We start from the raw sequence: 15,652 nt of genomic DNA on the forward strand, positions 1-15,652 counted from the left end.
GCGAAGGAGCCAACAGTTTTTATTTAGCGGCGACGGAGCCATAACCAGCAGCCCGAGATGGCGAGCAAGACCAGCCCAATGGACGCTAAATCCATGAGCAATACGCCGATAAAACCAAATAATCTGCCGCTATGAAGATCGAGTAATAACCGCTCCAGACTAACACCCACACTCAGCTCCGGCGGAAGTGCGGCTTGGCGAAAATCCGAAGGTTCAACGGCCAAGGGCAATTCTCCAGGATCAGGCCCGGCTTGCCAGTTGCTTAGCTCTGGATCGGCAATGAGCCAGCCGTTTGGTGTCCAGATTTGAAATTGCTCACCGGTTCTCGCCAGGGTGGATGACGCTTCGGCGATGGGCGTGGGCATCACATCAATGATTTCGCCATCGAGGGTTAGCCAAATCAACACATGGCCACTGGCGATGAGCACGGTCTCAGAGGTTTCGGCTGCGCCCCAAAGCTGGCCTTTGCTCTGACCCACAATGGTTTGCGCCAGTAGAATTTGGTCGTCAATTTGCCGCACTTGTTGCTGACTAAGCTGAATGGCGTCAACACGGGGCTCGGGGTAGTTGTACCAATTTAAAAGCCAAGGTGCGGTTAGGTAAGTGCGATCAAGCTTAAAGCGTTCGGTGTGTTGCAGCAGTACGCCTGTGACACAAAGGATCAGGGCTAGCAATGCGACAAATAGGCCAACCCGGCGATGCCAGGTTACGAAAAAACGATTAGTGAGTTTGCCGTTGCGCAAGGGTGAGCTGAACCTCTTGATCGAGCCGCAGCGCTAGTTTCGCCATGCGGTTCATGGCATTAACCGAAAGGGTTGCTCCGGTGATGCCGTCTATGTGTTTAGACAGCCGATTATTATCGGTCAGTTCAATAAATTCAAATTGTTGAGTGAAAGCCGGGCGCTTGATTTCCCAGCCACGCGATTCGCGAAATTCCAATACATGTGTTTGCACGATGCGTTGCTGATCAACGACAAAGCCTGCCGTGATGGGCTTTTCTTTGCCTATTTGTTCCAAGATCCAGCTGGTGGTGGTGCCATGATGCCAGTAGTACAGGCGAATTTTGCCGTAGGAATGGCCCAGCAATTTAATCACGTCTTTTTTTAACTGGCCACGAAGCCAAAGCATTTGGCGAGCCGGTACCGACTCGCCAAATGCTTGCGTCAAAAACGCTGACTCGCTCATATACTGCCCCTTGGCGTTCGCCAACGGAGCAACACATAACAGCAGGTAAATCAGAATCAATGACTGTTTCATAGCAGGATTAGAAGTGGTAACCCATGCCTAGGTTAACGCCATCTTGCTCTTTACCACTTTCATTATCTTGAATTTGGTAGTCCGCTTTGATGACCACTTGTGGGTGGAGCCACCAGTTCACACCAAAGTCATATTGGGCGTATTCGCTTTCGCTGTCATTGTCGTCACCGGCTTGGTTATCCCACTCGCTGTAGCGAGCGAATACGCCGAACGAGTCATTGAAGCGCCAGCTTGGCTCAACGTAGAAACCGTATTGCTCATCTGCACCGATGGCTTTAGGGCCTGAACCATCAAGGTCCCATATTGCAACGAGGGTACGCAGACCGAATTGCTCGTATTGGTAGGTACCGTGAACTTCAATCAGGGTTGCGCTACCGGCATCTGGATCTTCGCCTTGGGTCACGTCACCTTGGTATTGAACTGCCGCGCCTAACTCTAGGCCCGGAACGCCTGAATACTTGATGTTTGCGGTGTAGGCCAAATCTTCGGCACTCGCCTCAGCAACTTTTTGACGACCGCTACGGATCTTGTAGCTGCTATCGGCAGAGGTTTTTAGACCAGAGTGAACATAACTGCCCCAGCTAATGCCATTGTCATACTTACCGGTAACGCCGGCACCGGCTTCCCACCAAGTGGTTGGAATAATGTTTTTCTCAACATTGTTGCGCTCTACGCCGTAGAACGTTGGCGGCTCATGAGTCTCATTTAATAAGCCGATTGGCAACAGGAACAAACCGGTTTTAGCGGAGTAGTTTTCGTTAAAGTCGTACTCGATGTAGGCTTGCTCTAGCTCAACTTCACCTGGTTTGTCGTCGCCAGATAATGAGTGCTCTAATTCCAACTCTGAGAAGAAACGTAGGTTGTCGGTGAATTCGTAACCGGTGAATAGTACGAAGCGGTGGAAGTCGATTTCTTTCTTATCGCTAGCGCCGCCGCTACCGTCTAAGTTGTTGTAATGCAGTTCGCCATAACCGCCAAAGCTAATGCGATCCCATGCGGTTCCTTCACCTGTAGACGCCGTTTCAATGGCTTCAACAGTAGCTTCAACCGCTTGCGTGTTAGCAACGGTTTCAACTTCAACTTTGTCAACTTTTTCAGAAAGTTGCTCAATCATTTGGTTTTGCTTTTCGATCATTGCCTGTTGGGCTTTGATCATCTCCATCAACTCGGCAACAGAAGGCTCTTTGTCGGCTGCTGCTGCAGTCGCTGACAGCGCCATAGTTAATGCCATAGCAACTGGTTTGATTGTGAAACGCATGGGCGAATCTCCATTTTCGTAGGGCTAAAGTGTGTTTTGGGCCAACATCAGGGGTGGCCTCAATATTTGTGTGTGGTGAATTATGAAAGCTATGTAAAGAAATGTAAATAAGAATGGTTGCTATTAGTGTTAATTGATTTAAATCAAGGTGCGCTAACTGTATTTGTTGTTGGGTTCAGCGCAAATTATGCGCTGAACTTAAATCTACGTCTTATCTGGGTTGCTGGGCAATTGCCCAAAAGGCAGCCACTTTTGGATCTTGCAGGGCACGTTTACTACTACAAAGGCCAACCTCAAATGGCCCAAATGGTTTTGGCAGATCAAGCACCCGAATATTGTTTTTCAGAGGGCTGCCGCGCAACACCGCCAACGGCACGGGCCCTACGCCTAATCCCAGCGCAACCATGGAGACGATGGCTTCATGACCGGACACCTCGGCGTGAACGCGTGGTTTGAAGCCTTGAGACTTGCACCATTTGTCCAGCCGCGTTCGGGCCAAGCCACGTTCTGGTAGGATGTATGGTAGGGCTTGCCAATCAATATCATGGGTGGCGATCTGCTGACTGACCTGGCATGGCACCACTGGGCCAACCATTTGCAATGGTGCATCACCCAATTTCTGGAACATCAGGCTCGAGGAAAGTTTATCGGGCTTGGCCGTGATGGAAATATCGGCATTGCCATCGCGCACCCAATCCAGTGCGTCCGCCGGATCGCCAGTACTGAGCTTGATATCGACGGCCGGATGCTGGTGACGAAAATCGTTGAGCAACTCATACAAAAAGGAATAGCTTGCGGTCACCGAACAATAAATATGGATTTGACCACTGAGCGCCTCGTGACCGGCCGAAAGGTGCTGCTCTAAATCTTGCCAGTCATGGAGTACCCGTTGCGCAAATAATAGGAATTTTTGTCCAGCATCGGTGAGCTGAACGCGACGGTTGTCACGACTAAACAAGGCTTCTCCTACTTCTTCTTCCAATCGCTGAATGGTTCGACTTAAAGTAGGCGCGCTGACGTGCATGGCGCTGCTGGTATGGCCAAAATGAAGACTGGTTGCCAAGTGGCAGAACATTCTGAGTGAACGGATGTCCAAGTTCATGCTCCTAAATGAATCATTTCATATATTGAAACACAGTATTGAAAATATGTCATTTTACGAAATCATAAGATATCTCTAGAATGGCACCGTCGAAATTGAGGAAATAATTACCATGGCGAACTACTTCAACACCCTAAACCTGAGACAGCAACTTGCTCAGCTTGGCGTGTGTCGCTTCATGAAACGTGACGAATTTGCAGACGGCTGCAACGTCCTCAAAGGTAAAAAAGTCGTGATTGTTGGTTGTGGCGCTCAAGGCCTTAACCAAGGTCTGAACATGCGTGACTCTGGCTTAGATGTTAGCTACGCCCTGCGTGAAGCTGCCATTAAAGAAAAGCGCGCATCGTGGCAGCAAGCCACTGACAACGGTTTCACCGTTGGTACGTACCAAGAATTGATCCCAACTGCGGATTTGGTGTGCAACCTGACGCCAGATAAGCAACACACCAATGTTGTTGAAACAGTTATGCCGCTGATGAAGCAAGGCGCAATCTTGGGTTATTCCCATGGTTTCAACATCGTTGAAGAGGGCATGCAAATCCGTGATGACCTGACGGTTGTGATGGTTGCACCTAAGTGTCCAGGCTCTGAAGTACGCGAAGAGTACAAGCGTGGCTTTGGTGTCCCTACGTTGATTGCGGTTCACCCAGAAAATGACCCACAAGGTATTGGCTACGATATTGCTAAAGCTTGGGCGTCTGCTACTGGCGGTGACCGTGCTGGCGTATTGTCGTCTTCATTCGTGGCAGAAGTTAAGTCTGACTTGATGGGCGAGCAAACAATTCTGTGTGGCATGCTGCAAACCGGCGCAATTCTCGGTCACGAGAAAATGGTTGCCGACGGCATGGACTCAGCCTACGCCGCAAAACTGATTCAGTACGGTTGGGAAACTGTTACAGAAGCGCTCAAGATTGGTGGCATCAGCTTGATGATGGACCGCCTGAGCAACCCAGCCAAAGTGAAAGCTTATGACTTGGCTGAAGAGTTAAAGGAATTACTCGCCCCATTATTCCAAAAGCACATGGACGACATTATTGCCGGTGAATTCTCTGGCACCATGATGGAAGACTGGGCAAACGATGATGCTAACTTGCTGAAATGGCGTGAAGAAACAGCCGAAACCAGCTTTGAAAAAGCACCAGAATGTGATGCTGAAATCAACGAACAAGAGTTCTTCGATAAAGGTATCTTGCTGGTTGCCATGATCAAAGCAGGCGTAGAGCTAGCCTTCGAAACCATGGTAGACGCGGGCATCATTGAAGAGTCGGCTTATTATGAGTCGCTCCACGAAACCCCGCTTATTGCAAACACCATTGCTCGCCGCAAATTGTACGAAATGAACGTGGTGATTTCAGATACTGCCGAATATGGCAACTATCTGTTCTCACACGCTGCCGTGCCATTGCTGCGTGAAAAACTCATGCCTAACCTGACGACTGAAGTCATTGGTAAAGGGATTGAATTTGAGAGCAATAGTGTGGACAACATGCGCTTGGCTGAAGTTAACGAAGCCGTTCGCAACCACCCTATCGAGATTGTCGGTAAGACCCTACGCGGGTACATGACCGACATGAAACGGATTGTAGAAGTTTCTCAGTGACCTGACTGTCGGTAGTTTGTAGTATGTTGCCCAACCTTGTGTTGGGCTTTTTTTTGCCTTTTTCGTGCGTTGTGCTTCGTTAAGCTCGCTCGCAATACTCTCGGTATTGCTTCAAATATTTGCCTTGAACTTTCCTAGTCACTGATGCAAAAAACACTTACCTATTCAGAGCGGCGTTCGCCTCGCCCAACTTCGAAAAAGCACCAACCGGTATTAGCGTTAAAGCTACTCGAGATACTCTTCGTACCCCCTCAGCCCGTTGCGTAAAAATCCAATTGCAATTGGCGCAAAGTCTCTAACGCTATCCAGCGAGTTTCAACAAATCCATGCGCCCAAACCCTGCAGTAAGAGCGCCGGTCAAAGGCTTATGTTGTTTGGTGAAAATGAGCTGTCGTGGAGGTTAGCCGGCGCTTTGACAAGGCATATCCGCGGCATAATCAACTTACTTGCCGTTCGTTTAGCGGGCAGTGTCTGCGCGACAAAAAAATGAAAAGTTGGTTTATTTTTCCGCGGGTATTCGTTGTAACACGATGAATAACAATGAGATTAATTGACTATGGTTCGATTGAATACGGTGATATAAATAAATTAAATTCATTCATAAATTATTATGCTGGCTTGGCTTTGTAATAATTATCTTGTCGTGGCCTGGTTAATATTAATAATTGCAATCAACCTTTTATAAGATCTGCTTATTTAAGTGATGCTGTATTAGGTGTTGCTTCATTAGTTTTGTGATTGTCTGTTTTGTTTGGTCCGCTTGACATCATTGTTTTTAATAGTATTGTTTTTAATGAGATTCATTCTGAATTTCATTTTCTCCCTGTGCTCGGATAGCCAATAATAAAAAGAACAAGCTGGAATTAATAGGCATTACTTGCCTGTTATTTTTGCGGCCAAACTTCAAGGAAGATAGTTATATGAGTTCTTTTTTTCGTGCAGAAATTCAAGGCTTAAGAGCTTTGGCTGTGATCAGCGTGGTGCTGTATCACGTGACGCCACACTACTTGCCTGGCGGCTTCGTTGGGGTTGATGCCTTCTTCGTAATATCCGGTTATTTAATTATTGGATTTATTTATCGGGATCTGATTCAGGGGAAATTTAGTTTTTTAGACTTCTATCGCCGACGTGTTCAGCGATTAATGCCTGCCTATTTATTTGTTTTAGTTCCGACAGCGATACTTTGTGCCAAAGTACTCGGCTACGCTGACTTTGACAATTACATTAGCTCTTTATTATCTTCTTTATTATATGTCTCTAATTTTTGGTTTTATAGCCAAACAGGTTACTTTGATTTTCCACTTCATTCATCTGCCCTTCTTCACACTTGGTCGTTATCAGTAGAAGAGCAGTTTTATATTATATTTCCAATAGTTATTGTTCTTCTCTACAAGTTTTTAAAGCGCTGGATGTTCTATGCCTTAGGCGCCATGGCCTTGGCGAGTTTTGCCCTCAGCGAATGGTTTCTGTCGACCAATGAGTCGTTTGTCTTTTTTGGTAGCCAATTCCGCTTTTGGCAGTTTATCGTCGGTGGATTCATTGCGATGAACCAAGTGTCGCCGCCCAAGCAGGCATGGGTGCGTGAATCTATTACGGCTACCGGGCTGTTAGCCTTACTGGTTTGCTTTGTTTTTTACGACAAAGAGCAGATGTCCTTTCCTGGCGTTAACGCACTATTACCGACTTTTGCAACGGCAATGATCCTTTATGCTTGCCGTGCCGGCGACTGGACCCACCGCGCCCTTTCTATTGCGCCGATGCGTTATGTTGGCGACATTTCTTATTCGCTCTACCTATGGCATTGGCCTGTTTTTGTCTTATTTTCGCTCATCTATGGTGTTGATCTGAGCTTGCTGGATCGTCTTTGGATTTTGGTTATTTCAGTGGGGCTGGCGTCGGTCACTTACCATCTTGTTGAAGAGCCCACCCGAAAAATGTGTTTTCGAGCTAGACCTTGGCTGCCTATCCAAACATCTATCACGGTGTGCGCATTGGTCTCTGTGAGTATTGTGCCCCTCAAAAATTGGAAAGAAAGCCTCTATTCAGAAGACCAGTTGAATTACGCCGATTATTTAAATTACGGAGAGGAAGGATTTCGTTTAGGCGAATGTTTTCTAACCAAGGAGCACAACAGTGCCGAGCTGTTCAATAAAGATACCTGCTTAGAAAAATCGTCAAGTAAGCAAAGCTTGTTGCTGATTGGCGATAGCCACGCTGCTCACTGGTATTCGGCTTTAAATGAGTTGGTGTCCAGCGAATATAGCATCTCTCAGGTAACGGCCAGTGGCTGTAAACCAACCGTTCAATATAAGGGCGAAACGCGCTGTACTGATTTAGTGAAGTGGGCCTATGACGATCTTATCGTCAACGAACAATTTGATGTGGTGATTTTAGCTGGCCGATGGACTGAAGAAGATGCTGATTATCTCGGTGTTACCGTGGAGCGAATTGCCCTGCATGCTGACAAAGTCATTGTGTTTGGGCCTGTGCTTGAATACCGAGATGACTTGCCAAGGATTTTAGCGCGAGTGTCTAAAGAAGAAGTCGCTTCATTTAATAACTATCAGAAAATTCAGCAAGCGGATCAGGAGCTGAAGTTAACCACTAAAAACACCAATGCGACTTATGTGTCGATTCTAGATCAAATGTGTCAAACGCCGATGAGTTGCACAACCTTGGTTAACAATTCCCCAATGCAATTTGATTATGGCCATTTAACACACGATGGCGCGCTGTATGTATTACAGCAACTGGCAATTTTCGGTACGGGCAAGGAGTCCTAGTGCGGGCAGGCTTGTCAGAAAAGCAATGTAGCGCCAAATTAAGATGAAGTGCTGAATTATTGAGCGATGAAAGCATGGCTCATTGGTAGGCGATAACACGAATGGGAAGTTTTGAGCTGGCGAATATTTTACGTCCGGCCAAGGAACAAACGCGTTCGGCTAATGCCGGCTGGTTGGGGGAGCCGGCATTAAGCTGAGCGTTTTTAAAAGCGTTGCTTACAGGGTGTAAGACTTAATGCTGGCAACGTCAGCGCTTGGCTGATGCTTGCGAGAGAAAGAAGCAATGGTACGGCCATTACACACCAGAGCACGAGTTTCGTATTTGCTCAAACCCTTTTCTTTACCAATTTCTTCAGCAACTTGCAGGCCTTGTGTGGCAGCAGCAACACAGACTTGAGTTTCAATATTGTCGTTGGCAGCAACAAACTTCACAGAAGGTGAAGCAAAAGTAGGCGCAGCGAACAAAGCGAAAGTAGCAACAACAGCAGCAACAGTTTTCATAATTAACCTCAGCGTATTAATCGTTTAAAAATAAAGTATTCGATTGTTGGTTTGAGAGCCTTGCGGCCATCAACTTGAAACGAATTGTGACCTCTATCACATAATTAGTCAACAAAAAACGTGATGCGCGTCACATAAAGTGGCTGTTTTTAACATTTTAGAAAACCGCTATTTGTTCATTTTTCAATAAAAACAAAGAGATGGTTGTTTGTTGACGTAGAGGTGCCTGATATTTTGCCGATTCCTCAATGTCTCCACAGTTTTTGCAAACTGCTGCAGTAGGATGAGTAGCGTCAACATCAACCTTGGAGGCGACAATGTCCCGACTATCCCAATATGCCCTAGGTCTTGCCTTGTGCTTGTCCGTCGCTGCACAAGCGAATGCAAACCGCCCTGAACGAGGTGAGCGTCCAACGCCACCAAGCTTCGCTGAACTTGATCTCGATGGAGATGGCTCAGTGAGTTATGAAGAATTCCTTTCTAGCGAAGTACCGAACAATGATCATGACATGATCTTTGGTCACATGGATGCCGATGGCGATGGCATTTTGTCTGAAGATGAAGTGACCAACCATGAGCCGCCAGAAAGAGGTGAGCGAGGAGAGCGTCGCTAGTACTACTAATTGTTTAGGTGGCAGAGCTGTTAAACACCCTCCCCCTTAGTCCATCCCGTTTCGGCTTTGTCACCGCCTCTATCTGAGGCGTTTCTTACCACCACCATTCGTGATTTTTTTTCGCCCCAGCTTATTGCCCGGTAATGCTTATCCATTTGAAGTACGGCTTGCTGCCATAACCTCTATGTAACCTTTTCGTCATATTCCACGTGTAGTTCGCGCTTTCTGCACGGTTTTTGCGCATTTGTTTTTTAGCATGAACTTACTTCTAGAAATGGTGGGGGCACTGCGATGCGCAAAGAAACAAAGGAATTTGTAGTTATATTTTTTAGCTGGCTGGCATTACTCAGCTGTGGTGGTTCCGGTAGTAGCGACACGGACTATAGCGAAGAGCCGAGCGATGACACGCCGGAAACATCGGTCAGCATAGTGGTAAACGAAGTTGTTGCTGATCCTGCTGATGGTGGCAACGACTGGATTGAAATTTACGCCGTTGAAGGGCCGATTGACCTTAGCGATTACAGCCTCGTTGACGATAACGCTGATCGCGATCCGCAAAGCTTGCCGGATGTGATCTTGGCAACAGGTGAGTTCATCGTGATTGAAGCGATTGACGAAGATGACGTTGATTCGGTTGACGGCTATTACGTGACCTTTAAATTAGGTAGCGATGATGCCGTATCACTGCTCGATAGCAATGGCGACACAGTTTCGGAGCTGGACTGGGACGATGGTGATGCGCCAGAAGGTTACAGTTATGGCTTAACCACCGACGGCGGTGATAACGCAGACACCTTAACGCCAACGCCCGGCGCAGCAAACGAACAAACATCCGATCCAGTAAGTACCATTCCCGATGACCTTTTGACGAACCATGATGCGCCGGTTCGGCTCAATGAAGTGGTCGCTAAAGACGCCGATGGCGGTGAAGACTGGTTTGAGTTGTATGTTGTTGCGGGCCCCGTTGATTTATCTGACTACAGTATTACCGACGAAACCGATACCTTGGTTGATCTGCCGGATGTGACTTTAACCACCGGCCAGTACTACCGAATTTACGCCACTGATGAAGCGCTGAGCGAGGTTGATACGGTTGCCTTTAAACTTGGAGCCAGCGATAGCTTACGACTATATCAGGGTGATGATTTAGTTGATGAGTTGAGCTGGAGCAAAGGTGATGCCCTCATTGGTGCCAGCTTTGGCCGTTACCCAGACGGCAGTGACGCTACTTTTACCCTCGCGCCAACCCTAGAAGCCACCAATATTAAGGCCAGTCTTGATGGGCTGATGATCAGTGAAGTGGTCGCTAATGCTGACGATAGCGGTGACGACTGGTTTGAATTGATTAACCTGAGCAGCGCCAATATCGACTTAAGCGACTACCAAGTCATTGACGATAGCGAAGACGATGAACCTTCGGATCTGCCTGCCATTACGCTAGCGCCAGGTGACTATGTGGTGATTTATGCCACGGATAGTGAGATCAGTGCTGATTCTGTGCCTTTCAAACTCGGCAACAGCGATTCGCTAAGTCTCTTACTTGATGATGAGACCGTTGATTATTTGGCGTGGGATGCTTCCGATGTGGTGGAAGGTTTTAGCTACGGCTTGGTCAGCACGGATAGCTCAGATGCCAATTTACTCTATCCGACTTGGGAGGCAGCCAATGAGCAGGCAACGGCGTTCGATCCTAGTGTGGTACGCAGTATCTATATTGATATTGATGACGACGATTGGGATGACATTTTAGATAACCCCGAAGATGAAGAATACCACCCTGCCGACCTAAGTTTTGATGGCATTAGCTTGGAAGACGTGGCCATACGGACCAAAGGGAACTCGAGCTTGTCGGCCGTGGCACGCTCTACTAGTGATCGCTATAGCTTTAAAATCGACATCAATGAGTACGTTGATGGCCAGAAATTCTTTGGTCTGAAGAAGTTCGTACTGAACAATTCCTACAACGATCCTTCCTACATGCGTGAAGCCATTGCTTATGACTTACTGCGTGAAATGGGTGTAGATGCGCCGGAATATAGCTATGTAAATCTCTATATCAATGACGAGTTGTTTGGCTTTTACCTGATGGTCGAAGTGATTGATGGCGAGTTTGTTGAAAAGCATTTCGACAATGAAAACGGCGATTTATACAAACCAGACGGCACCGGAAGTGACTTGGTGTGGATTGACGATGACATCAGTAGCTATTCCGAAATCAACCTGCAAAGCAACGAAGATAGCTCCGATCAAGGTGCCTTCATCGACTTTGTTAGCGATCTCGATAACGCCGACTTAGCCACCACGGATGTTGATAGCGTGCTTCGCTACTTAGCGGTGAGCGTGTCGCTTTCCAACCTCGATAGCTATCAAGGATCGCTCGCGCACAACTATTACATCTATGAATCTGATGGCGTATTCAGTTTCTTACCATGGGATCTCAACGAGTCATTCGGCACGTTCTCTATGGGGTGTGGCAACGAAGACATTCGCGAACTGTACATCGATGAGCCGACCAGTGGTGATCTAGAAGACCGCCCGCTTATTGCTCATATCGTGGCCAACGATAGCTATCTGGCGCAATACCATAGCTATTTGTGGGAGCTGATTGATGGGCCGCTCGCCGACAGTGACTTTGCCAGCCGAGTTGATTTGTTGGCGGATCTGATTCGAGAGCATGTTGAAAATGACCCATCTGGTTTTTATGGCGCCGATGCGTTCGAACTTAATCTGACATCTACTTCCTATGGCTTCTATGGCTTAACCAGCTTCATGAGCTACCGAATCGACAACATGACCGAGCAATTGCAGGGTACGGCGCCTTCGTCGGGCAATGGCAATGGCTACTGTGATTGATTTGAAAGGCGAATACACCATGCACATCAACCACGGAATTAGAGGACAAGTGATGGGATCAACCTTAACGCCAGACATTGAACAGGCCATAGCCGATAACTTGGCTTTATTCGACAGCCATGGTTTGGCTGATTTGAATAAGGCCAATCTTCAGGACCGGGTTGATTCAAAATTTGTATTGCCACTGGCACTGCTACCGCAGTTGTTGGTGCATTGCCGAAATCACTACAGTGCGCTGGAAATTAACGGCAATCGCACATCGAGCTATTACAACCAGTATTTTGATACCGCGCAGATGCGATTCTATCAAGATCATCACAATGGCAAGCTCAATCGCTATAAGGTGCGCCAGCGCACCTACCTTGATACCAACACCCAATTCTTGGAAGTGAAGTTCAAAAATAACCAGCGCCGAACGATCAAAAGTAGGGTGGCGTGTGGTGACAATTGGCAATCACAATTCGATTGCGAAAGCTTTATTCAACGCCAATTGGGCACCAACTATAGCAACCTGCAACTGGCGCAAGTGGGTGGTTATCGCCGCATTGCGCTGGCTAACGAGGCCATTCCAGAGCGGCTAACGTTGGACTTTGAGCTTTGGTATCAGGCGGCAGAGAACAGCGAACGCATCGAATTACCGGGCTTTTTCATTGCTGAATTGAAGCAATCGAAGCGCTCCAAATTGTCGCCGTTTTATCAGTTGATGTCGGCGCTTAATTACAGCCCCATTTCATTTAGCAAATATTGCATCGGCTGCGCTCTGACGCATCCAACACAAGTGAAGTACAACCGCTTTAAGCCCACCTTGATGAAATTAAACCAATTGACCGGCCGTCTGCCTTTTTCTGAATCCCGGAGTTACTGAACATGACTGAATTGACGTTTGAGCTGATATTTCGCTTTGCGGTGAATTGCGCCTCAATCTGTATGCTGTGTTACGGCTGTTATTATCGCATCAACAAAAATGCCACGGTGGCAGGCTCTTTTGTCTTGTTTGGTGTGGGCATTTTTGTCATTACCCGTGTGCTACACCGTGTTGATATGTCAATGGAGTTCGCTTTCGGCTTGTTTGCGGTGTTTACCATGTTGCGCTATCGCACCGAAACCATCTCCATTAAAGGCATGACCTATTTATTTTTGGTTACGGCGATTGCGTTGTTGACCGCGGTCAGCCGGATGCCGCTACTGCATGTCTTTGCGGTAAATGTTGCTCTGTGTGTGATTGCCTTTATGGTCGATACCCGCTTTTTTCAGGGGCGCTATCAAACGCAGCATATTTCCTATGAACGCATTGATAACATCAAGCCGCAAAACCGCGCCAAGTTGCTGCAAGATCTGCGCGAACGCACAGGCCTTGATATCTCCAGCGTATCGGTAAATCACATTGATTTTCTCAAAGACACCGCCGAGCTAACGGTTCAGTACATTCCGGTTGATGATAGCCCTGCCGATGTCGCGCCGTTGCATAGCAAAGTGGAGCGTTCATCATGAAACTCATCGCTTTGGCCCCATTGATGTTACTGGTCGCTAGTGCCACACATGCCGCAGATGATGTCGATCTCAAATTGGGGGGCAGTGTCATGGCTGATTATGATAGCTATGCCGATCTGTTCACCGAAAATGGCACCGGCTCGGATGACGATATTGAAATTCGGCGTGCGCGTTTGTGGCTTAAGGGGGATCTGGCCGCCGACTGGCAAACCAAAATACAAGTGGATGTCAGCGAAGGAGACGAGGTTGAAATTAAAGACGCTTACCTTAAATACAAAGGATTCGACTGGCTCAATCTTACTGTTGGTAAGCAAAAAGAACCGTTTGGTTTAGAGAAGACTACAAGCTCTCGCAATACCTTAATGATTGAACGCAGTATGGTAACTGAGGCTCTCGCCCCAGGCCGGACCAATGGTGTTCTTGCCGAGGGCGAAGTCAGTCAATTCTTTTGGCAGTTGGGTTACTTTCAAGATGACAACAGTGAACGCAGCAATGCGGTGACGGGTCGCTTGAGTTGGGCATTGCAGGATGATGACGACAACTTCTTCCATGTTGGTAGCGCTTTTAGTGAACGAAGCATGCATAGCGATGAGTTTCGTATTAACGAAACCCTTGAGGTGAATACCAGCGATTCACTGCTCGAAGGCGAAACGCTGCAAGCTGAAGACATGTCGCTCAACAGCCTTGAACTCATGGGTCAATACAAAGGTTTGGTGGCGATGGCGGAATGGCAACAGGCTGATGTTGATGATGACAGCCTAGGCACATACCGCTACGAGGGTGGCTACTACCAAATGGGCTACATGCTGACCCAAAAAAATCGCCGCTATAAGAATGGTAAGTTGGCTAGTATCGAAGCCGATCACGATTGGGAACTCACCGCGCGTTATAGCCAATTTCGGTTGGTGGAAGAAGATCGTAAAGCGCGCACCTGGTCGGTGGGGGTGAATTACCACGTGACCAATGATTTCAAAGTGATGCTCAACTACATCTATGCCAAGCATGAAGAAGATGGCGAGGCATTTGGCTCTGATGGCGCGGTTGCGCTACGCGTGCAATACCGCTTCTAACCGTTATTGTTGGCTTAACGAATTAAGTTAGTGAGTAGCGGCACTAACAACGGGCACAGCAAGGCGCTAAAGATGGCACTTAATACCAACGAGAGTGCCGAGTAAGCGCCCTGTTGCTCGCCTTGCTCAATGATCCGTGCCGTGCCCAGTGCATGGCATGCCGCGCCCATCGCAATCCCCTGCGCCTTAGGGTTATGAATGTTCAACGCCTGCATCCAAGGTATGCCTACCACTGATCCCACTAGCCCGGTAATAATCACGGCAATCGCCGTAATGGATGGCAAGCCTCCGGTCTGCTCAGAAATCAATACCGCGATTGGCGTAGTGACGGACTTTGGCGCCAACGAAGCGGCAATCTCTTGTCCTGCTCCGAGCATCAAGGCCAACAGGGTTGTTGAGCCAATCGCCAGCACCGCAGCGGCGAATACCGCCAGCAAAATCTGCGGTAATTCTTGTTTGATGCGGTGCATTTGCAGATAAAGCGGTACGCCAAGGGCAACCACTGCCGGCTGCAAAAGTTCGGTCAATATACTGGCGTACTGGTTGTAATCGCCGTAGTCAATATCGGCCATCAGCAGCAATGCCACCAATGCCGCCAGTGACACCAGAACAGGGTTTAGCAACGGTGTGTTAAAACGCCGCTGCAGGTGCTGTGCGCATACGTAGATCGCAATGGTTAGCGGTAGATAAATCCAATTCATGACTGCTCGCCGTTATTACGCCACTGCACGCCCCAGCCAACCAAAGCCATGAGTATGAGCGTAGCGCCAATGCAGGTGGCTAAGATTGCCAATAAGGCCATCTGCAGTACCGCTAATTGCTCAACTAAACCCACGCCAATGGGCACAAAAAGTAACGACATCCAGCGAATAAACTGATTGGCGGCGTGCTCCACCCAATGCAATCGTACGATGCGCAATTGCAGCGACAGCGCTAGCAGTACCATGCCGATAATGGAGCCGGGCATCACATCACCCGTCAACTGGCTGATTGCCGTGCCGAGCCACAACATGGCCAGAATAATGAGCAGGCCCGTAAGCAGTTGCCAGATTTGAAGAATCAAAGAATTAGAGCTCCGAAATGGTTGCAGTTGCACCGCATAGGCTTGAGTATCGTAGACAGA

At 47.9% G+C, this 15,652-nt stretch carries 14 protein-coding genes; 7 read left to right on the forward strand and 7 right to left on the reverse strand.

Going from position 1 to position 15,652, the window contains the following annotated elements; all coding sequences use genetic code 11:
- Window positions 1-23 precede the first annotated feature (23 nt).
- From K0504_RS02450 to ilvY, 4 genes are all read right to left on the reverse strand, one after another.
- Window positions 24-743: a PepSY-associated TM helix domain-containing protein gene (locus K0504_RS02450; RefSeq protein WP_220102564.1), complete on the reverse strand. Its 720-nt coding sequence runs from the start codon at window positions 741-743 to the stop codon at window positions 24-26.
- Window positions 721-1,185: an FMN-binding protein gene (locus K0504_RS02455; RefSeq protein ID WP_220102565.1), complete on the reverse strand. Its 465-nt coding sequence runs from the start codon at window positions 1,183-1,185 to the stop codon at window positions 721-723. Before K0504_RS02455 ends, K0504_RS02450 begins: the two co-directional genes overlap by 23 nt.
- A 79-nt stretch (window positions 1,186-1,264) precedes the next feature.
- A complete protein-coding gene (locus tag K0504_RS02460; RefSeq protein ID WP_220102566.1) occupies window positions 1,265-2,515 on the reverse strand; it encodes a porin family protein in 1,251 nt (416 codons plus the stop codon).
- Window positions 2,516-2,726: 211 nt separating this feature from the next.
- The gene (ilvY, locus tag K0504_RS02465) at window positions 2,727-3,611 is read right to left on the reverse strand and encodes an HTH-type transcriptional activator IlvY (RefSeq protein WP_220102567.1); all 885 of its coding nucleotides are present in this window, start codon (window positions 3,609-3,611) and stop codon (window positions 2,727-2,729) included.
- Between the two features lie 118 nt (window positions 3,612-3,729).
- Here ilvY and ilvC point away from each other — a divergent pair, with 118 nt between their 5' ends.
- On the forward strand, window positions 3,730-5,217 hold the full coding sequence (gene ilvC, locus K0504_RS02470) for a ketol-acid reductoisomerase (RefSeq protein ID WP_220102568.1): 1,488 nt from the start codon (window positions 3,730-3,732) through the stop codon (window positions 5,215-5,217).
- A 920-nt stretch (window positions 5,218-6,137) separates the two neighbouring features.
- Window positions 6,138-8,000, forward strand: a complete 1,863-nt coding sequence (locus K0504_RS02475) for an acyltransferase family protein (protein ID WP_220102569.1) — start codon at window positions 6,138-6,140, stop codon at window positions 7,998-8,000.
- A gap of 216 nt (window positions 8,001-8,216) precedes the next feature.
- On the opposite strand, the gene K0504_RS02480 is transcribed toward K0504_RS02475, so the two are convergent.
- Window positions 8,217-8,501 (reverse strand): hypothetical protein, encoded by a 285-nt coding sequence (locus K0504_RS02480; protein ID WP_220102570.1) that lies wholly within the window; start codon window positions 8,499-8,501, stop codon window positions 8,217-8,219.
- A gap of 317 nt (window positions 8,502-8,818) precedes the next feature.
- On the opposite strand from K0504_RS02480, the gene K0504_RS02485 reads away from it, so the two are divergent.
- From K0504_RS02485 to K0504_RS02505, 5 genes are all read left to right on the forward strand, one after another.
- Complete coding sequence (locus tag K0504_RS02485; protein WP_220102571.1) at window positions 8,819-9,115, forward strand: EF-hand domain-containing protein; 297 nt, start codon at window positions 8,819-8,821, stop codon at window positions 9,113-9,115.
- A 291-nt stretch (window positions 9,116-9,406) separates the two neighbouring features.
- Entirely contained in the window at window positions 9,407-11,968 is a 2,562-nt protein-coding gene (locus tag K0504_RS02490; RefSeq protein ID WP_220102572.1) for a CotH kinase family protein, read from the forward strand.
- Complete coding sequence (locus K0504_RS02495; protein ID WP_220102573.1) at window positions 11,952-12,833, forward strand: polyphosphate polymerase domain-containing protein; 882 nt, start codon at window positions 11,952-11,954, stop codon at window positions 12,831-12,833. The genes K0504_RS02490 and K0504_RS02495 overlap by 17 nt, the downstream gene beginning before the upstream one ends.
- Window positions 12,834-12,835: 2 nt before the next feature.
- A complete protein-coding gene (locus tag K0504_RS02500) occupies window positions 12,836-13,459 on the forward strand; it encodes a DUF4956 domain-containing protein (RefSeq protein ID WP_220102574.1) in 624 nt (207 codons plus the stop codon).
- On the forward strand, window positions 13,456-14,529 hold the full coding sequence (locus K0504_RS02505) for an OprO/OprP family phosphate-selective porin (protein WP_220102575.1): 1,074 nt from the start codon (window positions 13,456-13,458) through the stop codon (window positions 14,527-14,529). Before K0504_RS02500 ends, K0504_RS02505 begins: the two co-directional genes overlap by 4 nt.
- Before the next feature lie 14 nt (window positions 14,530-14,543).
- On the opposite strand, the gene K0504_RS02510 is transcribed toward K0504_RS02505, so the two are convergent.
- Window positions 14,544-15,230, reverse strand: coding sequence for an LrgB family protein (locus tag K0504_RS02510; RefSeq protein WP_220102576.1), 687 nt, complete (start codon window positions 15,228-15,230; stop codon window positions 14,544-14,546).
- Complete coding sequence (locus tag K0504_RS02515; protein WP_220102577.1) at window positions 15,227-15,592, reverse strand: CidA/LrgA family protein; 366 nt, start codon at window positions 15,590-15,592, stop codon at window positions 15,227-15,229. Before K0504_RS02515 ends, K0504_RS02510 begins: the two co-directional genes overlap by 4 nt.
- Window positions 15,593-15,652 lie beyond the last annotated feature (60 nt).

It is taken from the genome of Neiella holothuriorum (assembly GCF_019457915.1).
Classification (GTDB): domain Bacteria; phylum Pseudomonadota; class Gammaproteobacteria; order Enterobacterales; family Neiellaceae; genus Neiella; species Neiella holothuriorum.